At 66.3% G+C, this 25,365-nt stretch carries 20 protein-coding genes and 1 other RNA gene; 6 read left to right on the top strand and 15 right to left on the bottom strand.

The features are described from left to right. Window positions 1-21: 21 nt before the first annotated feature. The 4 genes from ASE43_RS03050 to ASE43_RS03065 form a co-directional block, all read right to left on the bottom strand. Window positions 22-585, bottom strand: coding sequence for a hypothetical protein (locus ASE43_RS03050; RefSeq protein ID WP_057159429.1), 564 nt, complete (start codon window positions 583-585; stop codon window positions 22-24). A gap of 200 nt (window positions 586-785) precedes the next feature. Next, the gene (locus ASE43_RS03055; RefSeq protein WP_057159430.1) at window positions 786-1,544 is read right to left on the bottom strand and encodes a CPBP family glutamic-type intramembrane protease; all 759 of its coding nucleotides are present in this window, start codon (window positions 1,542-1,544) and stop codon (window positions 786-788) included. Window positions 1,545-1,973: 429 nt separating this feature from the next. Then, complete coding sequence (locus ASE43_RS03060; protein WP_057159431.1) at window positions 1,974-2,285, bottom strand: hypothetical protein; 312 nt, start codon at window positions 2,283-2,285, stop codon at window positions 1,974-1,976. A 146-nt stretch (window positions 2,286-2,431) separates the two neighbouring features. Next, entirely contained in the window at window positions 2,432-3,568 is a 1,137-nt protein-coding gene (locus ASE43_RS03065; protein ID WP_200956203.1) for a HAMP domain-containing sensor histidine kinase, read from the bottom strand. 367 nt (window positions 3,569-3,935) lie between these two features. On the opposite strand from ASE43_RS03065, the gene ASE43_RS03070 reads away from it, so the two are divergent. Both ASE43_RS03070 and ASE43_RS03075 read left to right on the top strand, forming a co-directional pair. Next, on the top strand, window positions 3,936-12,494 hold the full coding sequence (locus tag ASE43_RS03070) for a glycoside hydrolase family 94 protein (protein WP_057159851.1): 8,559 nt from the start codon (window positions 3,936-3,938) through the stop codon (window positions 12,492-12,494). Then, window positions 12,473-12,736 (top strand): hypothetical protein, encoded by a 264-nt coding sequence (locus ASE43_RS03075; RefSeq protein ID WP_235568634.1) that lies wholly within the window; start codon window positions 12,473-12,475, stop codon window positions 12,734-12,736. The genes ASE43_RS03070 and ASE43_RS03075 overlap by 22 nt, the downstream gene beginning before the upstream one ends. 131 nt (window positions 12,737-12,867) lie before the next feature. Here the strand turns inward: ASE43_RS03075 and ASE43_RS03080 are convergent, their stop codons facing one another. The 5 genes from ASE43_RS03080 to ASE43_RS03100 form a co-directional block, all read right to left on the bottom strand. After that, window positions 12,868-13,329 (bottom strand): hypothetical protein, encoded by a 462-nt coding sequence (locus ASE43_RS03080; RefSeq protein WP_057159432.1) that lies wholly within the window; start codon window positions 13,327-13,329, stop codon window positions 12,868-12,870. Between the two features lie 195 nt (window positions 13,330-13,524). Next, entirely contained in the window at window positions 13,525-13,842 is a 318-nt protein-coding gene (locus tag ASE43_RS03085; protein WP_056175010.1) for a hypothetical protein, read from the bottom strand. An 89-nt stretch (window positions 13,843-13,931) separates the two neighbouring features. Beyond that, a complete protein-coding gene (locus ASE43_RS03090; protein ID WP_057159433.1) occupies window positions 13,932-14,294 on the bottom strand; it encodes a response regulator in 363 nt (120 codons plus the stop codon). A gap of 3 nt (window positions 14,295-14,297) precedes the next feature. Next, entirely contained in the window at window positions 14,298-15,440 is a 1,143-nt protein-coding gene (locus ASE43_RS03095) for a PAS domain S-box protein (RefSeq protein ID WP_057159434.1), read from the bottom strand. A gap of 150 nt (window positions 15,441-15,590) precedes the next feature. Next, on the bottom strand, window positions 15,591-16,208 hold the full coding sequence (locus ASE43_RS03100; RefSeq protein WP_057159435.1) for a ferritin-like domain-containing protein: 618 nt from the start codon (window positions 16,206-16,208) through the stop codon (window positions 15,591-15,593). Window positions 16,209-16,372: 164 nt separating this feature from the next. Here ASE43_RS03100 and ASE43_RS03105 point away from each other — a divergent pair, with 164 nt between their 5' ends. Next, window positions 16,373-16,792 (top strand): hypothetical protein, encoded by a 420-nt coding sequence (locus ASE43_RS03105; protein WP_057159436.1) that lies wholly within the window; start codon window positions 16,373-16,375, stop codon window positions 16,790-16,792. A 52-nt stretch (window positions 16,793-16,844) separates the two neighbouring features. Here ASE43_RS03105 and ASE43_RS03110 read toward each other — a convergent pair whose 3' ends face one another. Both ASE43_RS03110 and ASE43_RS03115 read right to left on the bottom strand, forming a co-directional pair. Further along, window positions 16,845-17,753 carry an NAD(P)/FAD-dependent oxidoreductase gene (locus tag ASE43_RS03110; RefSeq protein WP_057159437.1) on the bottom strand — a complete coding sequence of 303 codons (909 nt, stop codon included), beginning with the start codon at window positions 17,751-17,753 and terminating at the stop codon, window positions 16,845-16,847. A 134-nt stretch (window positions 17,754-17,887) separates the two neighbouring features. Beyond that, entirely contained in the window at window positions 17,888-18,373 is a 486-nt protein-coding gene (locus ASE43_RS03115; protein ID WP_056175028.1) for a pyridoxamine 5'-phosphate oxidase family protein, read from the bottom strand. Window positions 18,374-18,679: 306 nt separating this feature from the next. Here ASE43_RS03115 and ASE43_RS03120 point away from each other — a divergent pair, with 306 nt between their 5' ends. Next, window positions 18,680-20,770: a catalase gene (locus tag ASE43_RS03120; protein ID WP_057159438.1), complete on the top strand. Its 2,091-nt coding sequence runs from the start codon at window positions 18,680-18,682 to the stop codon at window positions 20,768-20,770. Window positions 20,771-20,858: 88 nt separating this feature from the next. Here the strand turns inward: ASE43_RS03120 and ASE43_RS21055 are convergent, their stop codons facing one another. From ASE43_RS21055 to ssrA, 4 genes are all read right to left on the bottom strand, one after another. After that, the gene (locus ASE43_RS21055) at window positions 20,859-21,326 is read right to left on the bottom strand and encodes a LuxR family transcriptional regulator (RefSeq protein ID WP_082607132.1); all 468 of its coding nucleotides are present in this window, start codon (window positions 21,324-21,326) and stop codon (window positions 20,859-20,861) included. 240 nt (window positions 21,327-21,566) lie between these two features. After that, on the bottom strand, window positions 21,567-22,013 hold the full coding sequence (locus tag ASE43_RS03125; protein ID WP_057159439.1) for a hypothetical protein: 447 nt from the start codon (window positions 22,011-22,013) through the stop codon (window positions 21,567-21,569). 75 nt (window positions 22,014-22,088) lie between these two features. After that, window positions 22,089-22,628 carry a hypothetical protein gene (locus tag ASE43_RS03130; protein WP_057159440.1) on the bottom strand — a complete coding sequence of 180 codons (540 nt, stop codon included), beginning with the start codon at window positions 22,626-22,628 and terminating at the stop codon, window positions 22,089-22,091. 488 nt (window positions 22,629-23,116) lie between these two features. Then, window positions 23,117-23,470, bottom strand: a transfer-messenger RNA (tmRNA) gene (gene ssrA, locus ASE43_RS21060). 284 nt (window positions 23,471-23,754) lie between these two features. On the opposite strand from ssrA, the gene ASE43_RS03135 reads away from it, so the two are divergent. Together ASE43_RS03135 and ASE43_RS03140 are read left to right on the top strand one after the other, a co-directional pair. After that, window positions 23,755-24,228: a hypothetical protein gene (locus tag ASE43_RS03135; RefSeq protein ID WP_057159441.1), complete on the top strand. Its 474-nt coding sequence runs from the start codon at window positions 23,755-23,757 to the stop codon at window positions 24,226-24,228. An 84-nt stretch (window positions 24,229-24,312) separates the two neighbouring features. Continuing rightward, window positions 24,313-25,362: a nitronate monooxygenase gene (locus tag ASE43_RS03140; RefSeq protein ID WP_057159442.1), complete on the top strand. Its 1,050-nt coding sequence runs from the start codon at window positions 24,313-24,315 to the stop codon at window positions 25,360-25,362. Window positions 25,363-25,365: the final 3 nt, after the last annotated feature.

Genomic DNA, 25,365 nt, shown 5'->3' on the forward strand with positions numbered 1-25,365 from the left:
CGTCTCAAACCGATCTTCGGCTTAGAGCTTGCCTTCCGAACCGGTGTAGCTGACGTTCCAGACCTTGCCCTTGTCGTCGACCATGCAGGCCCACGGCGCGTCGGCGCCCGGCACCTTGACCTTGACCCCGGTGCCGGCCTGACTCCACTCGGCGCTGATCACCGACAGGGTGTTCGCCTGGACCTTGGTGGTCTTGGCGACCGCGGCCAGGCAGGCCTTCTCGGCGGCCGGATGCGATTCGCGCGCGCCGGTCTTGGGCGCGGCCGCGGGCTGCGCGGCGGCGGCGGCACCGAGCTGGCACACGCCGTTAGCGCGGTTCTTGCCGGTGTAGGACAGGCTGGGCGAGCCGTCGGGATTGATGCTGATCGACAAGGTCACGCCGCTGGTGGCGTCCTTGGCTTCGTAGTAGTTGTCGTTGAAGCGCTTGAGCTTGGTTTCCTTGCCGTTGATGTACACCGGGCCGCCTTCGTCGGCGTGCACCGACAGCTTGCCCGGGCAGGTGCCGTTGAGCTGCGGCAGGCCGGCGTAGGCATTGCAGGCGAACAGGGACGCGGCGGCGGCGGTGGAGACGAGGATCCATTTCATCTTGGGAACTCCTTGGGTTGGGGGAAGCGCGTTGCGGCAATCGAACGCACGGAGCTGATGATGCCCGTGCGCCCGCCAATGAAACCCGAACGTCGATGGCGTCGATGGCGGTGCGCGTATTCTTGCCATCTTGCCCACCTCGATCCGGTGAAAACTCGGTACGCATACCTCGGCGCCCGCCGCGAACCGCACCGGCAAGCTCACACGGCGCTCGCGCTCGCGCCCAGCAGGCCGACACCGAACAGCGACCAGTCGTTGATCACATGCGCGCCGAACGACACCCACAGGTTCTTGGTTTTGAGATAGGCCAGCGTAAGCACCAACCGCGCGCTGCCGATCACGACCAGGCACTGCAGTAGGTTCCAGCCGTAGGTGGGCAGATGCAGCGCGCCGAACATGGCCGCGGTCGCCAGCCACGCCGCCAGCAGCGCGCGCGAACGCGACCAGCCCCGCTTGCTGTGCAGGTACCATGTCAGCGCCAGCAAAGGCAGCACGGTCAGCACTTCTTCGCCCAATAGTTGCGGCAGCGTCTTGAGAAAGAACAAGGCGCGTTCGCCTGTGCCTTGCTGGGCCAGGATGGCGAAGGCCGGATTACTGGCGACACCGGTCCCTTTCATGACCAGCAGGCCGACCGCCAGGCTGACCAGCAGATTGAGCGCGGCGAAGGCGAGCATCCACAGCAGCGCTCGCCAGCCGACGCGACGAAAGACGGCGGTCCAGTGATGCGGGGCGACGATCGCCAGGCCCAGCAGCGGAATCGCGAAGAACGCGACCGCGGGAATGAATTGGCCCCAGCCGTCGCGGAACAGCGGGATGGGCGCCGCCAGCACTGCGAAGCCGATCGCGACCATGAGCAGCACGAACAGCCACTGCGCGCCCGAAATCGCGACCGGCCTCGCGTTGTAGTAAGGAAAATCGTCGTTCGGATAGTCGCTGCGGTCGGGCGTGACTTCGGTCATGAGCGGATTTCCGAATGGGCGTGGACCGAACCGAGCGAACGAACCGCGGCGCGCCAGGCGATACGCGTAGGCCTGCCTACGAGCTCCGCGGGCGACCACCGCCCTGCCCCCACCTTCGCGCGCTTAAGGTCGAACCGACTGCGGGTCATGCGGACGTCTCCCTGAGCTCGTGGCGAACTCCGTCTGGGGCGGCACATCGGCGCACCGGGTCGCGCCTGCACCGGCGGCGACCACCCGCAGGGCTTTCGCACGCCCGACCATCGTCCAACGCAAGCCGCGACCGGAAACGGACAGCGAACGCTTACGACCCTAGCGAGGTGTTCCGCGCAAGTTCAAGGCAGTCTCGCTTCATTCGGGGCGCGATCCGTGACTGGGGTCCGGATTCGGCGTTGGCGCAGCGCGCACCGGCGCCCTGGCCTCGCGCCTGTTCTACGGCAGCGTGAACTTGCGCATCGCGCGCAGCGGCCAGATCGAGGTGAAACTGGCGCCGCCGACGAGACGGAAGGCGGCCGACACGCCCTGCACCACGCCCAGCGTCTCCAGCACGCTGCGGGCGCGCCGGAAAGAATGCCGCGGATCGGCCGTGGTCATGAACACATTGATCTCTTTCGGGCTGACGTCGTAGCCCTCCAGCTCCACGGTGTCGCCCAAGGCCGCCTTCAGCTGGCTTTCCAGCGTGGTCAAAAAGGTCTCGTCTGTCAGCGACTTGCGCCACAGCTTGATGATGAGCTGGTAATCCATCCGCGCATTATAGGCCTTACTCGCGCAGCGGCCTGGCGTTCTTCAGCGAAGCTACCGGGCTTGCCAACGACCGGAGTTTCGCCCGCGAACATCGGCTCCCCGACGACCTGGCCCTGAGGCGGTCGTGGCGACCTTCGAAACACGCGCTACGCCGCCACGGCATGCCGCGGAAGATTGATCGTGAATACGCATCCGACGCCCGGCAGGTCGCGCACGCCCAGCGTGCCGTGATTGGCTTCCACGCCGCGGCGCGCGATGGACAAGCCCAGTCCCAAGCCGCTGCGATCCGCGGCGCCCTGCGTGAACGGCGTAAACAGATCTTCGGCGGCACCGGGTGCCAGCCCCCCGCAGTGGTCCTGCACGTCGATGAAGATGCGATCGGACAAGGCGTAGACGTTCAGCACCACCTCGCTGCCCGGATGCGTGAACTTGAACGCGTTCTGCAACAGATTGCCGGCGGCGGACAGCAACAGGTCGCGATCCACGTCCACCGCCAGCAGCGGATCGACGTCCGATACGATCAGGGAACAGCCGACGACCTGCGCTTCCAGCGAGGCCGATTGCTTCACCTCCGCGATGAAGTCGGCCAGCGAGAACAAACGGTGCTGAATCGGCAACCCCGCCGTCATCCGCACCTCCGCCAGCGAACGATCGATCAGATTGCCCAAGCCGACCAGCGCGCGATCCAGCACCCCGCCGGTCGCGCCCGACAAGCCCACGTTGCCTTGCTTGATGATGGAAAGGGCTAGCGTCGCGGTGCAAAGCTGGTTGCGTAGCTCGTGCGCCAGGAATCCGAGGCGCTCGTTCAGATGCATGGCCTGGCGGTCGGCGATCAGGAAGTCGCGTTGGTAGCCGAACTCGGTGACCGCATTGGCGATGGCGTTGTCCAGGCAGCGATTGAGAGTGCGGAATTCGTCGACTTCGATGGCCTGCCCGCGTTCCATCGCCAAATCCGAAATCGATTGGCAAAGATCGCCGTAATCGTGCACCACCTGCTCGGCGGTGAAGCCGTGGCGCTGCAGCTCGCGGCCGTGCTGAGTGGCGGATTCGCCGATCTCCGACAAGTTCGGCTGTCCGCCGCCGGAAGGCCCCGAGACTTCCCGGCTGCGCATCGGCGTGGCGGTCTTTTCCACCACCAGCGTCTTGATCAGCTGATCCAGGAAAGTGCTGATGCCGTATGCGAGCTCTTCCTCGGACGCACCCGGCGTCCCGCGCTGAGCGACCTTCTCACGGCACCGTGCGATCAACTCGATCCGGTTCGCAGTGAGGAATTCGTGCATCATGTCTTGACCATACGCTATATGCGGCCATCCGCCGCACCGTTGATCGCGTAAGCGCGCCTACGGGCGGCGCAGCCTGCATCCACGATGCATGGACCCACGATCGCTAGCGCGGCGATGCCGCGTGCGTTGCGAGCCCGCGCAGGCAAGCGACCGATCGATTTTCACCTTGTTGTACCGCGATAGATGCCAGGATCGAGGCCTCGGCGACTGATCGCCCTTGTTTAGGTCTCCGATGCCTCAGTTATGGAGGATGTTCAGTCATTGGTTGCGCCTGCGCAGGCGCCTATGGCGCTGGCGCCGCGAAGCGACCCAGCGCACGCTGACGTCCGAAGAACCCCTGCGATCGCAACTGTTCAACGCCGAGCAGATGGAACTGCACGGCCGCGCCCTGGCGACTTCGCACCGGCTGCACGCGCGCGCCGGTCCGGAACTGCTGCTGCGTCGCCTGGAAGAGAACGAAGGCCTGCTCGACGACGCCTCCACCCTGCTCACCCGCATGGTGCAGGACGAAATGCGCATCACACCGGCAGGCGAATGGTTGCTCGACAACTATTACCTGGTGGAAGAACAGATCCACACCGCGCGCCGGCATCTGCCCAAGGGCTATAGCAGGCAATTGCCCTCGCTGAGCCAGGGGCCCTCCAGCGGCCTGCCGCGCGTCTACGACCTGTCGCTGGAAGCCATCGCCCACGGCGACGGCCGCATCGACGCCGAAACCATCGGCCGCTTCGTCGCCGCCTATCAGTCGGTCGCCCCGCTGAAGCTGGGCGAGCTGTGGGCCATCCCCATCATGTTGCGCCTGGCGCTGCTCGACAACCTGCGCCGCATGGCGGTGCGGGTCATGCGCGACGGCGCCGACCACCGTCTGGCGCGCGAGTGGGCCGATCTGCTCAATCGCACCGCCGCCGACAACCCCAAGGACGTGGTGCTGATGGTCGCCGACATGGCGCGCTCGCAGCCGCCGCTCACCGGCGCCTTCGTGTCCGAGCTCACGCGCGGGCTGCAAGGCCGCGGCGGCGCGTTCTCGATGCCGATCACCTGGCTGGAACAGTGGGTCGTCGACGGCGGCCAGAGCATCGAGGAACTGGTGCATCTGGAAAGCCAGCAGCAAGCCGCCGACCAGGTTTCGATCAGCAACAGCATCGGCAGCCTGCGCTTCCTGGCCACCATGGATTGGCGCGAGTTCGTCGAAGACATGAGCGTGGTCGAACATCGCTTGCGCGAAGACCCCGCGGGCACCTACGCCCTGATGGACTTCAGCACGCGCGACGGCTACCGCCACGTGATCGAGAAGATGGCGCGCCTGAGCGGCGCCAGCGAACCGGAGGTCGCCGAGCTGGTACTGGGCCTGGCGCGTTCGCGCGCCGCAGCGACCGCGCCCGACGACACCCAGGCGCATGTCGGCTACTACCTGGTCGACGACGGCGTGCCCCTGACCCGGGCGGCGGTGGCCGCGTCCGGGCCCGATCGCCGGCCCTTGCGCCTGCGCCCCGCGCGCATTCCGCTTGGCGCCTACCTGGCGCCGATCGCCGCCGTCACCGGCCTGTTCGCATGGGGCCTGCTCTCGCACCGCTCCGAACTGCCGCAGCAGCCGGCGACGCTGTGGCTGTTGGCCGTGCTGGCGGCGATCGCCTACAGCGAACTGGGCATCGCCCTGGTCAACTGGATCGCGACCCTGCTGGTCGCGCCGCGGCCGTTGCCGCGCATGGACTATTCCGAGGGCATACCGGCGCAGGCCCGCAGCTTGGTGGTGGTGCCCAGCATGCTCAGCAGCGCCGACGCGGTGGACAGCCTGGCCGAGGGCCTGGAAGTGCGCTTTTTGGCCAATCGCGACCGCCACCTGCATTTCGCCCTGCTCAGCGATTTTCTGGATGCCGACCAGGCCAGCCTGCCGGCCGACGATGCGCTGCTGGCGCGCGCCGCGCAGCGGATAGCGACCCTCAACGAGCGCTATGCGCCCGAAGACGGCGACCGCTTCTTCCTGTTCCATCGCGCGCGCCAGTGGAATCCGCGCGAACGCCGCTGGATGGGCTACGAACGCAAGCGCGGCAAGCTGGCGGCGCTGAACCGCCTGCTGCGCGGCGGCGCGCAGGACGAGTTCCTGCGAGTGACCGGCAACACCGAGGCGCTGAGCCAGGTGCGTTACGTGATCACGCTGGACACCGACACCCGCCTGCCGCGCGATGCCGCGCGCGAGTTCGTCGGTACCCTCGCGCATCCCTTGAACCGCGCTCGCTACGACGCCCAGCGCGGCCGCGTGGTGCGCGGCTACGGCATCCTCCAGCCCAGCGTGGGCACCAGCCAGAGCGGACGCCGCAGCACCCGCTACGCGCGCATGTTCGGCAGCGAACCGGGTATCGATCCCTACACCCGCACCGTATCGGACGTGTACCAGGATCTGTTCGGCGAAGGCTCCTTCGTCGGCAAGGGCATCTACGACGTCGACGCCTTCGAAGCGGCGCTGGCCGATCGCTTCCCCGACAACCGCATCCTCAGCCACGATCTGCTGGAAGGCTGCTACGCGCGCGCCGGACTGGTCAGCGACGTGCGCCTGTTCGAGGACTACCCCTCGCGCTACGCCGCCGATGCGAAGCGGCGCTACCGCTGGATACGCGGCGATTGGCAACTGCTGCCCTGGCTGCTGCCCTGGGTGCCGCGCGCGCAGGGCGGCTACGAGCGCAATCCGCTGTCGTGGCTGTCGCGCGGCAAGCTGCTCGACAACCTGCGCCGCAGCCTGGTGCCGGCCGCCGCCACCGCCCTGCTGCTGTGGGGCTGGCTGTACTCGGCGCATCCGCTGGCCTGGACCGGATGGCTGCTGTGCCTGTGGCTGCTGCCGGTGCTGCTGCCGGCGGTGCGCGAAGCCTTCGTCGTGCCGGTGGATATGCCGCTGGAGAGCCATCTGCTCAGAGTGGGCAAGTCCACGCTGTTGCAATTGCAGCGCGCCGCGGTCGGCCTGGCCTGTCTGCCCTACGAAGCCCTGCTGAGCCTGGGCGCGATCGCGCGCACGCTGTGGCGGCTGACGATCAGCCGTCGCCATCTGCTGCAGTGGAATCCGTCCAGCGAGGTCGAACGCAGCCTGGGCAGCGGCATGGGCGCGGAGTTGCGCGGCATGCTCGCCGCGCCGCTGTTCGCCGTCGCCGCGGCGGCGTTGTTGGTCGCCGTGCGGCCCACCTCGCTATGGCTGGCCCTGCCCCTGTTGGGCTTGTGGCTGCTGTCGCCCGCGCTGATGGCCTGGCTGGGCCATCCGCCGCCCCAGCGCGATGCCGATCTGTCGTCCACGCAGCTGGCGTTCCTGGGCCGATTGGCGCGCCGCACCTGGGGCTTCTTCGAAACCTACGTGCGCGCCGAGGACCACTGGTTGCCGCCGGACAATGTGCAGGAGCACCCCGCCCTGGTGGTCGCGCGCCGTACCTCGCCGACCAACATCGGCCTGTCGCTGCTGGCCAATCTGTCGGCCTACGACTTCGGCTATCTGCAGACCGACGGCGTGCTGGAACGCACCCGCCGGGTCTTCGCCACCTTGGAGACACTGCCGCGCCACCGCGGCCATTTCTACAACTGGTACGACACCGAAACGCTGCAGCCGCTGCCGCCGCGCTACATCTCCACGGTCGACAGCGGCAACCTCGCCGGCCATCTGCTGACCTTGCGCCAGGGCCTGCTGGCGCTGATCGAGGCACCAGTACTGGCGCCCAGCACCTATGCCGGCTTGGCCGACACCCTGGGCGTGCTGGAGGAAACCCAACGCGCGGCCGGTCTCGACGGCGAGGCCCTGACGCGCGCCCTGGCCGATCTGCGCGCCACCCTCGATCCACTACTCGAACAGGCGCCCGTCACCGTGGGCGACGCCGGACGCGCTCTGACCGAACTGCTCGCGCACGCCGACCAGGTGCTGGCGGTTTGGCCCGCGAGCGAGGACCCGATCGCCGATCACTGGGTCCACGCCTTGGCCGCCGCCTGTCGCTCCGCGCTGGCCGAGCTGCGGCATTTCGGTCTGCTGCCGCTGCCGACCGATGGCGACGAAAGCCAGCCCATCCCCAGCCTGCGCGAATTGCAGGCCCGATCCTCCAACGCAACGGCGCAGGAGCGCGCGCGCGCACGCGTCCACGAACTCGAACGCCTCGCGCACGTCGCCGGGCAGTTCTCGTTGATGGAATACGAATTCCTCTACGACCGCGCACGCCATCTGCTGTCGATCGGCTACAACGTGGACGAGCATCGCCTGGACGCCGGCTACTACGATCTGTTGGCCTCCGAGGCGCGGCTGTGCAGCTTCGTGGCGATCGCCCAGGGCCAGTTGCCGCAGGACAGTTGGTTCGCGCTGGGACGCCTGCTGACCGAGGTCAACGGCGACGCCACGCTGCTGTCGTGGAGCGGCTCGATGTTCGAGTACCTGATGCCGCAGCTGGTGATGCCCAGCTATCCGGACACCCTGCTCGACCAGACCTCGCGCCACGCGGTGGATGCGCAGATCGCGCACGGCGCGCAGCGCGCCGTGCCCTGGGGCGTGTCCGAGTCCGGCTACAACACGGTCGATGCGCGCATGAACTACCAGTACCGCGCGTTCGGGGTGCCGGGCCTGGGCCTCAAGCGCGGTCTGGGGCTGGACCTGGTGATCGCGCCCTACGCCAGCATGATGGCGCTGATGGTGGCGCCGGAAGCCGCCTGCCAGAACCTGCAGCGGCTGACCGCGCAAGGTTTCGGCGGCGACTTCGGCCTGTACGAAGCGATCGACTACACGCCGGCGCGCGTGCCGCACGGCCAGGACTGCGTGGTGGTGCGCTCGTTCATGGCCCACCACCAGGGCATGGGTCTGCTCTCGCTGGACCATCTGCTGCGCCACCAGCCCATGCAGCGGCGCTTCGTCGCCGACGCCGAGTTCCAGGCCACCTTGCTGTTGTTGCAGGAACGCATCCCGCATACCGGCGTGTTCCATCCGCACGAGGCCGAAACCCTGGGTTCGCGCGGCGCGGCCGGCGAAACCGAAACCCAGCTGCGGATCTTCCGTAATCCCGGCACGACCCGTCCGGCCGTGCAGTTGCTGTCCAACGGGCGCTATCACGGCCTGCTGACCAGCGCCGGCGGAGGTTACAGCCGCCAGCAGGACATGGCGGTCACGCGCTGGCGCGAGGACGGCACCCGCGACCATTGGGGCAGCTTCTGTTACTTGCGCGACGTCGACAGCGGCGAGTTCTGGTCGGCCGCGCTGCAGCCGACCGGGGTGCAGGTGGACCAGTACGAGGCGATCTTCTCCGACGCCAAGGCCGAGTTCCGCGGGCGCAAGCGCGGCTACGAGAGCCACCTGGAAATCGCGATCTCGGCCGAGGACGACATCGAGCTGCGCCGGCTGCGCCTGAGCAATCGCAGCCGGCAAACGCGCACCATCGAAATCACCACCTACGCCGAAGTCGTGCTGGCTCCGGCGATCGCCGACGAACTGCATCCGGCCTTCAGCAATCTGTTCGTGCAGTCGGAGATCCTCAGGCAGAAGCAGGCGCTACTGTGCACGCGACGCCCGCGCTCGCACGACGAAGTGCCGCCGTGGATGTTCCACCTGGTCGCCGCGCACGACGCCGATATCGGAGCGATCTCCTACGAGACCGACCGCGCGCGCTTCCTCGGCCGCGGCAATACCCCGCGCACGCCGCGCGCGCTGTCGATCGACGTGGCGCTGTCGGATACCGAAGGCTCGGTGCTGGACCCGATCGTGGCGATCCGCTGCCGGATCGAACTGGCGCCCGGGCAGACCGCGATGATCGACATGGTCACCGGCGTGGGCGCGGATCGCGACGCCTGCATGGGGCTGGTCGACAAGTACCGCGACCGTCGCCTGGCCGACCGCGTGTTCGACCTGGCCTGGACGCACAGCCAGGTGGTGCGCCGCCAGATCAACGCTTCGCAGGCCGACGCGCAGTTGTACGAACGCCTGGCCGGCCTGATCGTGTACGCCCATCCCCTGCTGCGCGCCGATCCGGTGGTGTTGCTGCAGAACCAGCGCGGCCAATCCGGCCTGTGGGGCCATGCGATCTCCGGCGACCTGCCCATCGTGCTGTTGCGCATCGCCGACGCCGACAACATCGAACTGGTGCGGCAGATGGTGCAGGCGCACGCGTACTGGCGCCTCAAAGGCCTGCGCGCCGACCTGGTGATCTGGAACGAAAGCCAGGCCGGCTACCGCCAGCAGCTGCAGGACCTGATCCTGGGCATGGTCTCGGCCGACCCCGAAGGCAACATTCTCGATCGGCCGGGCGGCATCTTCGTGCGCCCGGCCCAGCAGATCTCGCAGGAGGATCGCATCCTGCTGCAGTCGGTGGCGCGCGTGATCGTCGACGATCAGAAGGGCACCCTGGCGGCCCAGATCGGCCGCCACGTGCCTCCGGAACGGGCGATCCCCGCCCTGCTGCCGGAAGCTACGGCGGAGCTGGCCGCGGTCGCCGATACGGACGCATCGAACGGTCTGCCGCCCAGGCACGACGACCAAGCCGAGGACGTCTGGCCGTTCGACGCAGTGGCTCAAGAGTTCCTGTTCGACAACGGCACCGGCGCGTTCTCCGCCGACGGCCGCGAGTACGTGATCGTTTCGCGCGAAGGCGCGCCGACGCCGGCGCCATGGTGCAATGTGATGGCCAACGCGAACTTCGGCACCGTGGTCAGCGAGAGCGCCCCGGGCTACACCTGGTTCGAGAACGCGCACGAGTTCCGCCTGACGCCATGGCATAACGACCCGGTCGCCGACAGCGCCGGCGAGGCCTTCTACCTGCGCGACGAAGACAGCGGGCGGCTGTGGTCGCCGATGCCGCTGCCTTGCCGCGGGCGCGGCGACTACCGCACCCGCCATGGCTTCGGTTACAGCGTTTACGAACACCTCGAGGACGGCATCGCCAGCGAGCTGTGGGTGTACGTGGGCGTCGAGGACGCGGTGAAGTACTCGGTGCTGAAGGTGCGCAACCTGTCCGGCCGCGCGCGCCGGCTGTCCGCCACCGGCTATGTGGAATGGGTGTTGGGCGACCTGCGCGGCAAGTCGCAGATGCACGTGGTCAGCGAACTCAACGCCGAAAACGGCGTACTGACCGCGCGCAATCCCTACAACACCGAATTCAACGGCCGCGTCGCCTTCTTCGACACCGACGCCAACGGCTGCAGCTATACCGCCGACCGCACCGAGTTCCTCGGCCGCAACGGCAGCCTGGGCGAGCCGGCGGCGCTGCGGCGCGAGCGTCTGTCCGGCCGCCTCGGCGTGGGCCTGGACCCCTGCGCCGCGATCCAGGTGCCGATCGTGCTGGCCGCCGGCGAGCAAAGCGAGACGGTGTTCCGCCTGGGCATGGGCAAGGACCACGGCGAAGCCTTGAGGCTGGCGGCCAAGGTGCGCGGCGTCGGCTGGGCGCACGATGTGCTGGACGGCGTGCGTATCTACTGGCGCACGCTGCTGTCGAGCGTGCAGGTGCAGACTCCCGACCCCAGCGTGGACGCACTGGCCAACGGCTGGCTGCTGTACCAGACCCTGGCCTGCCGCTACGTGGCGCGCAGCGGCTACTACCAGTCCGGCGGCGCCTTCGGTTTCCGCGATCAGTTGCAGGACGTGATGGCCAGCGTGCACGCCAAGCCGGCCCTGACCCGCGAACATCTGCTGCTGTGCGCGGCCCATCAGTTCCCGAACGGCGACGTGCTGCACTGGTGGCATCCGCCCCAGGGCCGCGGCGTACGCACGCGCTGTTCGGACGATTACCTGTGGCTGCCGCTGGCGGCCTGCCGTTACCTGACGGTCACCGGCGACACCGGCGTGCTGGACGAGAAGGTGCGCTACATCGAGGGGCGTCCGGTCAACCCGGACGAGGAGTCCTACTACGACCTGCCGGTGCCGTCCTACCTGCAGCAGTCGTTCTACGAGCATTGCGTGCTCGCCCTGCAGCGCGGCTGCGCCCTGCTGGGCGAGCGCGGACTGCCCCTGATCGGCACCGGCGACTGGAACGACGGCATGAACCGGGTCGGCGAAGCCGGCCGCGGCGAAAGCGTGTGGCTGGGCTTCTTCCTGTTCGAAACCCTGGAGGCCTTCGCGGAGGTCGCACAGGCGCGCGCGGACCACAGCTTTGCCGGCTATTGCCGCGAACAGGCGCAACGCCTGCGCGGGAATCTCGAAGCCAACGCCTGGGATGGGCAGTGGTATCGCCGCGCCTGGTTCGACGACGGCACGCCGCTGGGGTCCACCGCCAGCGACGAATGCACGATCGACTCGATATCGCAAAGCTGGTCGGTGTTGTCGGACGCGGCCGATCCCGAGCGCGCGCGCCAGGCCATGGCCTCGCTGGATCGCCACTTGGTTCGGCGCGACGCCGGATTGATCCAGCTGCTGGACCCTCCGTTCGACAAGACCGTCAAGGACCCCGGCTACATCCGCGGCTACGTGCCCGGCGTGCGCGAGAACGGCGGTCAGTACACGCATGCCGCGGTATGGGCGGCGATGGCCTTCGCCCACCGCGGCGATGCCGGGCGGGCCTGGGAGCTGGCGCGCATGATCAACCCCATCCACCACGCACGCGACGCCGATGACGTGCAGCGCTACAAGGTTGAGCCCTATGTGCTGGCTGCGGACGTGTACGGGGTGGCGCCGCACGTGGGCCGCGGCGGCTGGACCTGGTACACCGGTTCGGCCGGCTGGATGTACCGCCTGCTCACCGAATCCCTGCTGGGCCTGCACCGCCAGGGCGACCGGCTGTCGCTGCGTCCCTGCCTGCCCGCCGAATGGCCGGAGTATCGCCTGCAGTACCGCCACGGCAGCAGCGCCTACTCGATCCGCGTGCGCCAATGCGACGGCGGCTCGGCGTCGCTGCGATTGGACGGGGTGGAACAGGCCGACCTCGCATTCCCGCTGATCGACGACGGCGCCGCGCATGAGGTCGAGCTGCAATGGCCGCGCCCACCGGCATGAGCGTGCGCGCGGAGCTGGATGCCGAACTGGATCATCTGGCCGACATGCTTCCGCCCTGGCTGGAGAGACTGCGCCACCCGGCGCAGTTCTGGCCTCAATTCGACGCGCTGGCCTCGCAGATCCTGGCGCGCGCCGGTGCGGAAGATCAGCCGCACGTAGTGCGACGCGTGGACGCGATGCTGCTCGCGCACGGCTTGGCCAGGCACGCCGACGCCGGCGACCGGAGCACGCCCCTGCCTTGACGCGCGCGCGCGCCTTCGCCGCTGCGATTCGCAAGCGCGCTGCGCGCACGACTCAAGGGTGTCGGCCTCGCAAAAAGAAACGGGACCGCATGGCGGTCCCGCAACTCCACCGAGCTTCCGCTGCCGCGCGCTTAGCGGCCGTCTTTGTCGGCGTCGCCCGGCATCGCGCGCTCGATGTAATGCCAGCCATCGCGCACCGCATGCCTGGCCTCGTCCCAGGGCAGACGCGAGGCGTGACGGGTTTCGTCCCATTTGCGCTGCAGGTCGCTTTCGACCGCATCGTAGGTTTGCCCGCGGTACTCGCCGTAGGTGTCGTAGCCGTACTGATAGGCCGGCTGGTAATCGCTCCATTCGCGGCCCGCCACATAGGACGGCGACTTTTGGTACTCGCTCTGGAAGTGGGCGGTGTATTCGGTGGGATTGACCGCTTCGGCGATCGAATCGCCGGCCTTGGCGCCTACCACGCCGCCGACGACCGCGCCGACCGCGCTGCCGATGGGACCGGCGGCGGAACCGACCGCGGCACCTGCGATGGCGCCCGCTACCGCACCCGTGCCCGCGCCGACGCTGTGGTCTTTTTTGACATCGCTCATCTTGCTTACTCCTGTGGGGCCGACGCCCATCGGCGTCGGTAATCCACAGTAGGCTCGCGCGAGTACGAGGGCGTGAATTGCGCGCGCGGTTATATGAAGGGTTAAGACTCGACCGGCGAACGAAGGCGGCTAAGCACAAGGCGGATGGCGCGGACATGCGCGGGCGGCGCAATGGCGGCCGCGCGCTCGGCTGGGCTAGAAGATTCGCTTCTTCTTTCTCTTTCTGATTCGGCTCAACCAATCCGAATCGGGCACGACCTCGCTTCCCACGGCCGGCGGCGGCGCGAGCGATCCGATCTTGTCGTGCTCGGCCAGCAGCTCCTCCAGCCGTCTTTGCGCGTGTAGCAGCGCCTGCTCGCTGACCACGCCCGCGTCTTGAACGATGGGGCTGGAAACACGGACGTAGGCCGCCCAAAAATCGCCCTCATCCGGGTGATCGGCGACCAATTGCGGCATCCGCTCGGCCAGCTCGTCCAGACGCTTGGCGATGGATTTGGGAGTGTGCTTGCACATCGTGTGTACATCGTAGCAATCGCCGCCTGTATCCGCGCGTTACTGGCGGCCGCGGTCGGCCCGTGCGTCTCGAGTCGGGCGCATGGCGCTCAACCGGCCTCTTGCGCATCCAGCAGCGCGAGCAACTGCATCACCCGGTACGGCTTGGGCAAGAACAGCACGCCTTCCGGCATCGGCGGCAATTGCGATTTGGCGTAGCCCGAGGCGAGGATGAAACGCAGGTTCGGTTTGAGAACGCGCAGGGTATAGGCCAGGTCGATGCCCGACACGCCCTGCGGCATGCTGACGTCGCTGAAGATCACATCGATCTCGGCATGGGCGTCGATCATGGCCAGGGCCTGCGGGCCGTTGCACGCCGACAATACGGTGTAGTGCGTTTCCTGCAAGGCCTCGACCACGACCTCGCGCAACAGATCGTCGTCTTCCACTATCAGGATGCAGGACGAGGACACGGCTCAGTCCTCCAAGGCCGGGAAATACAAGGTCACGCGCGTACCCTGCCCCGGTTCGCTGGTGATATGCAGATAACCGCCCGACTGCGCCGCGAAGCCATGCGCCTGGCTCAGCCCCAGCCCGCTGCCGCGCCCTACTTCCTTGGTGGTGAAGAACGGCTGCACCGCCTGCTGCACCACCTCATCGCTCATGCCGGAGCCATCGTCGACCACGCACACACAGACGAAGTCGCGGGCCGCCGATTCGATTTCCGGCGGGCGGCGATCGGCCAGACCGGTGGCGACGGTGATGGTGCCGCCCTCGGCGAACGAGTCGCGGCTGTTGATCACCAGGTTGAGCAGCGCGGCTTCCAGCTGGGTCGGATCGACCCGGATCGGCGGCAGGTCCTGCGCCAAGGACAGTTCGATATCGACGCCCAAGCCGCAGGACCGCATCAGCACGTCCTTCATGCCCAGCACCAGCTCGTTGATGTCGCGCACCTCAGGCGCCAAGGCCTGGCCGCGGGCGAAGCTCAGCAATTGGCGGGTGAGCAGCATGCCGCGGTCGGCGGCGCGCAATGCGCCCTCCACCAAGCGGGTCACGCGCTTCTCATCGTCGCGATGGGCGCTGATCAGGTCCAGGCTGTTGACGATCACCCCCAGCAGGTTGTTGAAATCGTGGGACAAGCCCAGGGTGAGCTTACCGATCGCCTCGATCTTCTTGGCCTGCAACAGCGCTTGCTGCGCCTCAGCCAGTCTCAGCGCGGACTCGTGCCGTTCGGTGATATCGCGGGCGACCTTGGCGTAACCGATCAGTTGGCCGTCCACCCGGATCGGGTCGATCACCACGCTGGCCCAGAAGCGCGAGCCGTCCTTGCGCAAGCGCCAGCCTTCCTTCTCGTAGCGACCGTTCTCGCGCGCCATACGAAGGCCGTACTCGGGCTCGCCCGCGTCGCGATCGACCAACTCGTAGAAGCGTGAGAAGTGCTGACCGATGATCTCGGCATCGTCGTAGCCCTTGATCCGGCGCCCGCCTTCGTTCCAGTTGCAGATGTAGCCGTCGGGATCGAGCATGTAGATCGCGTAATCGACCACGCTCTGAACCAGCAGTTGGAACTGCTGTTCGGCTTCGAATGCGCGTATCGCCGGGGTACGTTTGTCGTGCATAACCCCTACTCGGTCGGTGCGCAGCAGGCGACGCTAACCTTGCACCGGTTAACGGCCCGTTACGCCGGGCAAAGCCGACCGACACCGATGCCGGCCGACAAGGCATGGCAAAGACACCGAACCGAAAGTCCGGCTCGGCGACACTGGCTATCAGTTCTTTTTCAACATCTGGTCGCGCGCCTGTTCGGCGCGCGCGGCGCCGATCGCCGTCTCGACTTGCTTGATCTCCTCTGGCGGCGGCAGCACCGCCGGGAAGCCCAGCGACTGAATCCACAGCTCGCGGGTCCAACCCTGCGTGTGATAAAGGTGGTGATCCTCATCCTGCTCGACGGCGTCGAAGGCGGCCTGCAGGATCTCCACTTCGGGTCCCTTGCCATGCTTGGCGACGTGGCCGATGAGTTCCCAGTTCAGATGGTCCTTGGTTTCGGCCAGCACCACGCATTCGCACGCGACCCGCTCGGCCGCGGTCGCATCGCCAGCGGCCAACGCCATTTCCATGGCCCTGACCAGGGAGCTGCCGATATGCGCGACCACCTCGCGACCGGGCGTCACGGCATCCGGGTCCAAGCCCAGGGACTCGAACACCTGCATCAGCACTTTGCGATGCGTGCGCGTCTGTTGCAGATACTCGCCCCACTCCGCGCGCAGATCTTCGTTCACCGCGCACCGAATGGCCGCCCCATAAATCTGAATTCCGCCCAGTTCGGTCTCGAGTGCCTGATACAGCAGTTCTTCGACTTGGACGGAATCTTGTGCTGTCTTGGCCATCGGGGTCTCCTTAAAGAGCGTCGGACGACGCAGACCCAGGCCCGACCATAGGAGCGGCGCGATGCGCGCACCGTGAATTGCGAAGCTGGTTTCGTGAACGGTTCAGACCTGGAATGCGCGGCCTGCCATCGCGTCATCGCTCGTCACTGCGATTGCACATACGCGTGACACACTCGCTCGCCTACAAGCATTCGCTTGCGAACAAGGCCCACGCGATGTCGCCCCCGCACAACCGCACGTCCCGACAACTGTCCGCCATCGCCCAGGCATCGCCCTTCGTGGCGGCGCAACGCCTCATGGATCTTTCGCTGGCGACGCAGCCGCTGTCCGGCCGCGACCTGCGCGAGTGGAACCGGATGATCGCCGAGAAGGGCGCGGCCACGATGGAAGGCTGGTGGGGCATGTTCAATGCCCTCTGGCTGGCGCCGCTATCGACGGGCGCGTGGTCGTTCTGGTCGCCGTGGTCGAGTCCGTGGCAACGCTGGTCCGGACTTACGCTAGCCGGCGACCGCATTCTGGCCGCCGGACTCAAACCGGTCGCACGCACCGTGACCGCCAACAGGGCCCGGCTCGCCAGGCGCTGAGCTCCGCGGCGGCGGTCGGACGCCGTTGCGGGGCTTACGCGAGGGTCCGGATTCACCCGCCCTGTTCTGCCGTTCGCGGCACGATCGGCAGTTGCTGGTGCAAGTGGGTGGCCGCGATCGCGGCCTGCCCCACCGCCACCGAGATCTGGTTGAGGCCGCTGACCATGTCGCCTATGGCGTACAGGCCGGCGACGCGCGTCATCTGATTCGCATCGACCACGGTCTCGCCCGGCTCGTCGGGCCAGGCGCCTGCGGACGCCACCAACGGATGCGCCTCCTGGGTACCGAGGAAGGGATAGACGGTGTCCAACACCGTCTCGGATCCGTCGCTCGCCCGATAGCGGCAGCGCGTTCCGTCGAACATAAGCTCGCCCCCGGGAGGAAGCACCAGCACGGTCTCCTCCCGATAAGGCGGCGGAAACCGATCGTCGAACGCCCGATCGATCGGCATCAGCACCAGGCGTGACGTGTAGCCCCGCAGAAAGCGCGCATGGGAGGCGACGGCCTCGCGTGGGCCGTACACGCCGATGCGCAGATCGGTGGCTTCGAACGCGTCGCAGATCGCGCACAGTCGAATCGCGCCGCAGGAGATCGCCTGCTCCGCCCAGCCCACGTCAGGCAGCACGTCGCGCACGCCCGTGGCCAGCACCACCGCGCGGGCGCGCCAACTGCGCCCGCCGGCGACGGCGCGAAAGCCCTCGCCCTCCCGCAGCAGCGCATCCACCACGACCGGCTCGATGCGCACGCCCGCCTCCAGCGCCTGCGTGCGCATGCGCCGCAACAGATCGGGGCCGGACACGCCGTCGGGGAAGCCCGGACAATTGTGGCTCTCCGGAATGCGCCTGGCCCGACTGTCGCCGCCGTCCAACACCACGCAACTGCGATGAAAACGACGCAGGTAGGTGGCGGCCGTCAGGCCCGCCGGACCGCCGCCCACCACTACGACGTCGATGATGTCCATGAGGCGGTCCTCCAGGCGTCAGGCCATGTTCCGATAGCGACGGCCACAAGCACCGGATCCTACGCCGACAGCAGTGCTCGGACGTGGCGGGCAATGGTCGGCGCGTGCCTCGACACTGCGCTGCCGAAGCGTGGCTAACTCAGCCGCACCTCGCCGACCTTGTCCTCGTAGTCCTTCTTGGGATCGATGCCCAGCAGCATCTTCACCCCGGCGAGCAAGCTGTTCTCGTTGAGCCACACCTCCGCCTCGGTGGCATCGAAGCGCAGCAGGGCCAGTTTCGGATCGTCCTTGCCGCCCTCGAACCAAGCCGCGATGAAGGGATTCCACAGGCGCTCGATCACGGTTCTATCCTGGTCGCGGCGCAAGCTGCCGCTGATGCTGGCGAACAGATCGTGGCCCTTGGAGGAAAACGCCGCGATGGCGGCATGGCTGGAGTTCAATTTCTGCACCAGCGCATTGTCGGTCGAGGTGAAGAACCAGATCGGGCCATGGTGGTCTTCGGCGATCGCGGTCATGGGGCGGGTATGACCGGACTCCACGCCATCCAGACCCAGCATTACCGTGCGATCGGAAGACAAGGCTTTCCACAGCTTTTCTTTCAGATCTACCGTGTCGCTCATATCCAACTCGTATTCAGGCGCCAGCTTCGCGTGGCGAGGCCAAGCTAATTCCGGATACGTCGGCAGCGCGTGATGCGACCCATTTTAATGCGAGCGTCTTTTCGCAATGGAACACGCGACTGTCGGCGCGCGGCGAAGCATGAACCGTTCAGGTGATCCAGCACCTGTGCGAAAACCGGATGCGGGCTGCAACGCGAGCATATGAATGCGCACACTCGCTCGCACGACGCGATGTTCACCGCAGGCGCCGCATGATCGAACCATCGGCAGCGATCGCCGCCCGCTCATCCGCTCAGGAGTTGCGCCATGGCCACCAAGAAAGCCGCTAAGACCCGTACCGGCGGAACCACGCGCGACAGTCGTGGAGTGGGCGACGAACTGCACCAGAGCGCTGGCGGCAAGCATCCGCCACTGACGACCAATCAGGGCCTGCCCTTGTCGGACAACCAGAACTCGCTGCGTGCGACCGAGCGCGGTCCGGGCCTGCTCGAAGACTTCATTCTGCGAGAGAAGATCACCCACTTCGATCATGAACGCATTCCCGAGCGCATCGTGCATGCGCGCGGCTCGGGCGCGCACGGTTACTTCGAGCTGAGCAAATCGCTCAGCCGCTACACCACGGCGGATATTCTGACCAAGGTGGGCGAACGCACGCCGCTGTTCTGCCGCTTCTCCACCGTGGCCGGCGGTGCCGGCTCGATCGATACCCCACGCGATGTACGCGGCTTCGCGGTCAAGTTCTACACCCAGCAAGGCAATTGGGACCTGGTGGGCAACAACATTCCGGTGTTCTTCATCCAGGATGCGATGAAGTTCCCGGATGTGGTGCATTCGGTGAAGATGGAGCCCGACCGTGGCTTTCCACAGGCCGGCAGCGCCCACGACACGTTCTGGGATTTCATATCGCTTACGCCCGAAGCCATGCACATGATCATGTGGGCGATGTCGGACCGCACCATCCCGCGCTCGTTGCGCATGATCGAAGGTTTCGGCGTGCACAGCTTCCGTCTGATCAACGCCAAGGGCGCCTCGACCTTCGTCAAGTTCCATTGGCGGCCCAAGCTGGGCCTGCAATCGACGCTGTGGGACGAAGCCTGCAAGCTGGCCGGCGCCGACCCGGACTTCCATCGTCGCGACCTGTTCGAGGCGATACAGAACGGCGACTTCCCCGAATGGGAACTCGCGGTGCAGCTGTTCACTCAGGAACAGGCGGACGGCTTTCCGTTCGACCATCTCGATGCGACCAAGCTGATCCCCGAGGAACTGGTGCCGCTGACGGTGATCGGCCGCATGGTCCTGGATCGCTGGCCGGACAACTTCTTCGCCGAGACCGAGCAGGTCGCCTTCTGCCCCTCGCATGTGGTGCCGGGCATCGACTTCTCCAACGATCCGCTGCTGCAGGGGCGCCTGTTCTCCTACCTGGATACGCAACTGTCGCGGCTGGGCTCGCCCAACTTCCACCAGTTGCCGATCAACGCCCCCAAATGCCCGTTCGCCAATCTGCAGCGCGACGGCCACATGCAGATGCGGGTGCCGCGCGGCCGGGTGAACTACGAACCCAGTTCGCTGGATCCGCAATCGCCGCGGGAGACGCCGGCCGGTTTCCGCAGCGCCGGCGTGCCCAGCGACGACGGCGTCAAGGGCCGCGTGCGTCCGGAAAGCTTCGCCGACCACTACAGCCAGGCGCGCCAGTTCTACCGCAGCCAGACCGACTACGAGCAGGCGCATATGGCTTCGGCGCTGGTGTTCGAGCTGTCCAAGGTCGGCACCGCGCACGTACGCGAAGCCGTCGTGGGCCACTTGCGCCATATCGACGCCGCGCTGGCGCGCCGTGTCGCCGACGGCCTGGGCCTGGCTGCGCTGCCCCCGGCGCCGCCGGCCGCGGTCGCGGTCCAGGACCTGCCCGCGTCGCCGCCGCTGCAGATCATCGGCAAGATGAAACCGACCCTGCAGGGGCGCTGCGTCGGCGTGTTGATCGACGACGGCTCCGATGCCGCCACGGTGCGCGCATTGCGCAAGGCGGTCGAAGCCGCCGGCGCGCGCGTCAAGATCGTCGCGCCGCGCATCGGCGGCGCCAAGCTGAGCGACGGCAAGACCCTAGCCGCAGACGGCCAGTTGGCCGGCACGCCATCGCTGGTATTCGACGCGGTCGCCCTGGTGTTGAGCGACAAGGCCGGCAAGCGCCTGGCCAAGGAAGCCGCCGCGGTCGACTTCGTGCGCGACGCCTATGGCCACCTCAAGGCGATCGCGGCCGATGCCGGCGCGCAAGCGCTATTGAATGCAGGCGGCGCGGAGCGCGACGCGGGCGTGGTCGACGCGGGCGATACGCGCTCGTTCATCGATCAGGCCATGAAGCGCCAGTGGGCGCGCGAGGCCAAGCTGCGTACGCTGGCGTGATTCGCACAGGCACAGCGCATTCCGGTCGGACGCCGGCGCGGGATACGAAAAAAATCCGACGCCCAAACGGCTTCGGCTTGAATCAATGTTAAGGCTCGTCGGGCACGCGCGAGAAGAATGCAGTGCGCTGCATGGGAGTTCCATCTTCTTTGAAGTACGTTTCGGTCTCGGTCAGGACTTTACCGTCCGAGCTCACCGAAAAAACTCGCGTCGATCTTGGAACCCCCTGATAAACCATTTGCATTACCAGGACGTTCGGAGCGGGCATTTTTGCCGCGAGCACATCGACCCAGTAGTTGCCAGAAGCTCGTCCAGGGGTGCCATCGAGAGACAACGTGGACTGCGCGAACATCTTGTTGTTGTTCTGGTCGACTATCTCGACGCGAGTTTCCCACCTCCCCTCAGGCGCATCGCGGAAATCGAGATGGACACTCTTTGGGCGCGCCGCTGGCGGCATCGGCAAGCTAGCTACATCCAGAGCCCATTGACCTATCAATGGCGATTTTTCCGGCGACGCAGCAAGTGCCGGCGTAACGTGGAGCATAGCGACAGCCAGCGCCGCGATGAATGCTATTTTCATGCTGCCTTCCTTGTCGATTAGTCATCCTGCTCTGATCATGCCTTTTTTGCTGGCAGCACGACCAATGCGGCGACAGAGCCCTAACATCTGAGCGTTGTGTGCCGCGAGCCTGATTTTTTGCGAGATCTGCCCCCCATGACCGAGTCGATGCTCACGAGGGGCCCTCAGCCCCACGCGGTTCGGTCTGAATGAATAACCAGATCTCACCGAGGGAAATTAAGGGCGGAAGCGAAACATGGAAACATTTTCGCGAGGCATTGGCGTTTCCGTCGTCACGTCCTCGCCGGTGGTCAGATCGCGAAGCCAGAACACGAACCCTGTTCTCCACGTTCCCCGGAACGCCACTTCGTAGCTGTGTCCTTCCAGGAACTCATACGTAGCGGCCGCGTTGCCTATGTACTGTGCCTGCAAGAAACCGATATCGATCTGGCGCTCGCCGGGCTGAACACAAAGGCCAACATCCCATTTCTTCTTCGCGCGTTCGATTTTGGTTCCATCAACGGCGGCGACGAACATGATTGGGTCAACGAGAAGGGCACCAGCCTCGATCTTGCTTCCCTTTAGCGAAGTAGTGCACTGGGCGATAGGGCTCGCGACGTCTGCTCCCGCGAAAGCCTGCAGTGGCAGCATCATCAGAAGAAACGGTAATAGGCCTGTCTTCATAAATCCCTCGTAAGCTCTAACGCCTGAACCAAGTCGAACCGCGAGACGGGCTCGACCTGAATGAGTTTTTAAACCTTACGGATACTTTTCCCGATCCCGATACGTCAGGCTGTCACTGACCCCGGCCTTCACAAGGCACTGATCGAATCGAGACTTGAGCTCGGTGACCCTAATGCCACCAGGCGACGCAAGAAGAAATTGGCCCGTAAGGCATTCTCTTGGGAATGCTGATCCACGATCCACCAAGCCCAATGGCTTGCCCTTGGGTGGCGCCGGATTGGCACCTGCGAAATTGTGAGGAATGTAGGTATGCCCAGCCACCAGCTCGAGCTCGATGACGTTCGAATATTCGATTTTTCTCGGGAAGAGGCCGGCGGTAATCGCAACATGCTTAAGCAGGAACGTGTGCTTACCGGGAAGAACAAAAAATGTATACGGCGCGTATTCTTTTCTAGAGTACGTCAGCTGATCGTCGATCTCGACAACAGTGGCCCCGGAGTCGGGCGCTTGCCCTTCAACTAACGCCAAATCGGACTGCTTGAACACTTTTCCATCGATCGTGATCGTCATGTCCGGATTTCGCACCAACGACTGAGCTTCGTTGAGCTTTTGCATCGATGGACCTCCCGCGACAGCTACGCTGGCGACAAGAGCAACTCCGAATAGCAATGGGGAAGATTTTCGCATACCTATCACCGAAGGCCTGATCCTGCTTTAAGTCGACCCGCGGCGCGGGCGCAATGAACTGTCAGGGCTCGCCGAGCCGGAATATCTCGCCTTATTCCAACCAGGCAACGAGCGGTGGCGTGATCCCATGGGATGCTCGCTCCAGAGATCTCGATACGCTTCATAGGAGCCCTGACGCCTGAGCTAAGCCTTCGGCTTGAATGGCTGATCAAACCACGTCGGCACTGGCGCTTCCGAATTTTACGAGGCCGCATTGCCCCATGGCACCGGCCCGCCGTTCGATTCCACCGGTCCGGCGCATCCCCACCGATGGCGGCCAAGGCGCAAGAGCCGTGCTGCGGCTACGCAAGACACAAAAAAGGCCGGATGCCCGTGGGCGATCCGACCTTTCTTGTTCCGTCTTGCGACGGCGGTATTGGTGGAGGTGGGCGGAATCGAACCGCCGTCCGAAGGCACTCCATCCCCGGCACTACATGCTTAGCGCTCCGTTAGATCTCGCCCCCGAACAGCACGGCGCGCAAAGCGCATCCGGGAACCAGCCTGTTTTGGGTTAACCGGGGTTTGACAGGCAACCGACCCCAGCGATTCCGTGATGATGACCCTACGCTGCGAGCACGGACACAAGCAGTTTCGGGGCTTACGCCTTAAGCGGCGAGAGCGTAGTTGTCGTCGTTGGCAACTAAAAGTTTGCAGCTGGATTTACGAGGAAAGCTACCCCCTCGGCATGCACCAGGCGATTTCGCAACCCCCGTCGAAGCCAGTGCACCCCCGGGGACAGCTAACGCTGACCCGGTCAGTATAGGGGCGGCGGGCGCATTCACAAGCGCGGCGATGGGCGCCGTTCATGCCGCTGGCGGGGCGAGGTCGGGCTTGCCGGCGCGGCCTGCGGCCGCCCGACCGGCCGCGTCGCTGGAGCGCGCCGTCCTTATCCAGGTTAGATTTCATCCAGGGACGGCGCCAGGAAGGCCAGGACGCCGTCCTGGGGAGCGGCCCGCTTCGCGCGGCAAGCGAACACGGGCACGAACCGTCAATACACAGGAGCGCGGCAGGCAGCATGGACGATCTGATCATCGAACTCTCGGACAGCCGCTATCAGCGCCACGGATTCGACCGCAGAAGCGGCAGCGAAACCGTCTCCCACGAGCCACCGCTCCCGCAGCAGACGCGCAGTCGGGAAATCGCCGGGCGCCTGCAAGGTTTGGCTACGGAGCATGCCGCCAATGTGGACCGTCGCGAGGTCCGGCACCAGGACAGCCGAAAGCACTACGACGGCGGAATGGGCAACCACGTCTACGAAACACTGGCCATCGCGTTCTCAGCCTCCGGCGGCGCGATCGCCTTTCTCAAGTTCGCTCGGGAGTTGCTGATCGAATGGATGAAGGCTTCGGCCGGAAAATCCATCCGCATCAAATTCAAGGACACCGAAGTACAAGCGCGCACCCTGGCGGAACTGGAAGCCGCGCTGGCCCTGATCGACAAGCACACCGAAACGCAGGCGCCCGCCGAGCCGCGCGACCCGACGGGGTGAATCGACGCGCGATCGAGCGCGGCACAGGCAGCGACGTCTAGAATCGGGGTGCCCGCGATCGGGCCGCAGCCAGCGATCAGTCCCATGCCCCCTGCCCTGTTCTCGGACCTTGAGTTCCCGCTGATCCAGGCCCCCATGGCCGGCTCGCAGGGCAGCGCCCTGGCGGTCGCGGTCTGCGAGGCCGGCGGCCTGGGCTCGTTGCCGGCGGCCATGTTGAGCGCGCAAAGCCTGAGCGAGGAACTCGCGGCGATCGCGGCACAGACCGACCGCCCCTACAACGTCAACTTCTTCTGCCACACCTCGCCTGCGCCCGATGCCGGCGTCGAAGCGGCCTGGCGCGAATCGCTGGCGCCTTACTACCGCGAGTTCGGGATCGACCCCGCCACGGCGGCCCCCGGCGCGGGCCGGCGCCCCTTCGATGCGGAAGCGGCGGAGCTGCTGGCGCAGTTCCGGCCGCGCGTGGTCAGTTTCCACTTCGGCCTGCCCTCGCCCGCGCTGCTCGCGCAGGTGCGCGCCTGGGGCGCGAAGGTGCTGTCCTCGGCGACCACGCTGGAGGAAGGACGCTGGCTGCAGGCGCAAGGCGTGGACGCGGTGATCGCGCAGGGCCTGGAGGCCGGTGGGCATCGCGGGCATTTTCTGGATGCCGATCTGAGCCGGCAGTCGGGCACGTTCGCGCTGTTGCCGCAGCTGGTGCGCGCGCTGCGGATACCGGTGATCGCCGCCGGCGGCATCGCCGATGCGCAGGGCGTGGCGGCGGCGATGCGCCTGGGTGCGGCCGGCGTACAGATCGGCACGGCCTACCTGCTTTGCCCGGAAGCCAGCACCAGCGCCGTGCATCGCGCCGCCTTGAAGGGCGCGGGTGCCGAGCACACGGCGCTCACCAATCTGTTCAGCGGACGTCCCGCGCGCGGCATCGTCAATCGCTACATGCGCGAGCGCGGACCGATCAGCGAGCTGGCGCCGCCGTTTCCGCTCGCGGGTGGCGCGTTGGCGCCTGTCCGCGCGCGCGCCGAGGCGCTGGGCAGCGGCGATTTTTCGCCGTTGTGGTCGGGACAGAATCCCAGTGGGTGTCGCGAGGTGCCAGCGGGCGAATTGACGCGGGAGTTGGCGAAGGGGTTTGAGGGGCGGTACTGAAAC

It is taken from the genome of Lysobacter sp. Root983 (assembly GCF_001429345.1).
GTDB lineage: Bacteria > Pseudomonadota > Gammaproteobacteria > Xanthomonadales > Xanthomonadaceae > Lysobacter.

Coding starts and splice junctions, on each gene's coding strand:
- ASE43_RS03115 (WP_056175028.1), bottom strand. CDS start 18,373: ATGAGCGACACGGTAGATCTGAAAGAAAAGCTGTGGAAAGCCTTGTCT.
- ASE43_RS03070 (WP_057159851.1), top strand. CDS start 3,936: ATGGAACTGCACGGCCGCGCCCTGGCGACTTCGCACCGGCTGCACGCG.
- ASE43_RS03080 (WP_057159432.1), bottom strand. CDS start 13,329: ATGAGCGATGTCAAAAAAGACCACAGCGTCGGCGCGGGCACGGGTGCG.
- ASE43_RS03095 (WP_057159434.1), bottom strand. CDS start 15,440: ATGCACGACAAACGTACCCCGGCGATACGCGCATTCGAAGCCGAACAG.
- ASE43_RS03060 (WP_057159431.1), bottom strand. CDS start 2,285: ATGGATTACCAGCTCATCATCAAGCTGTGGCGCAAGTCGCTGACAGAC.
- ASE43_RS03135 (WP_057159441.1), top strand. CDS start 23,755: ATGGACGATCTGATCATCGAACTCTCGGACAGCCGCTATCAGCGCCAC.
- ASE43_RS03050 (WP_057159429.1), bottom strand. CDS start 585: ATGAAATGGATCCTCGTCTCCACCGCCGCCGCCGCGTCCCTGTTCGCC.
- ASE43_RS03085 (WP_056175010.1), bottom strand. CDS start 13,842: ATGTGCAAGCACACTCCCAAATCCATCGCCAAGCGTCTGGACGAGCTG.
- ASE43_RS03140 (WP_057159442.1), top strand. CDS start 24,313: ATGCCCCCTGCCCTGTTCTCGGACCTTGAGTTCCCGCTGATCCAGGCC.
- ASE43_RS03125 (WP_057159439.1), bottom strand. CDS start 22,013: ATGAAGACAGGCCTATTACCGTTTCTTCTGATGATGCTGCCACTGCAG.
- ASE43_RS03110 (WP_057159437.1), bottom strand. CDS start 17,753: ATGGACATCATCGACGTCGTAGTGGTGGGCGGCGGTCCGGCGGGCCTG.
- ASE43_RS03130 (WP_057159440.1), bottom strand. CDS start 22,628: ATGCAAAAGCTCAACGAAGCTCAGTCGTTGGTGCGAAATCCGGACATG.
- ASE43_RS03100 (WP_057159435.1), bottom strand. CDS start 16,208: ATGGCCAAGACAGCACAAGATTCCGTCCAAGTCGAAGAACTGCTGTAT.
- ASE43_RS03065 (WP_200956203.1), bottom strand. CDS start 3,568: ATGATGCACGAATTCCTCACTGCGAACCGGATCGAGTTGATCGCACGG.
- ASE43_RS03075 (WP_235568634.1), top strand. CDS start 12,473: ATGGCCGCGCCCACCGGCATGAGCGTGCGCGCGGAGCTGGATGCCGAA.
- ASE43_RS03120 (WP_057159438.1), top strand. CDS start 18,680: ATGGCCACCAAGAAAGCCGCTAAGACCCGTACCGGCGGAACCACGCGC.
- ASE43_RS03055 (WP_057159430.1), bottom strand. CDS start 1,544: ATGACCGAAGTCACGCCCGACCGCAGCGACTATCCGAACGACGATTTT.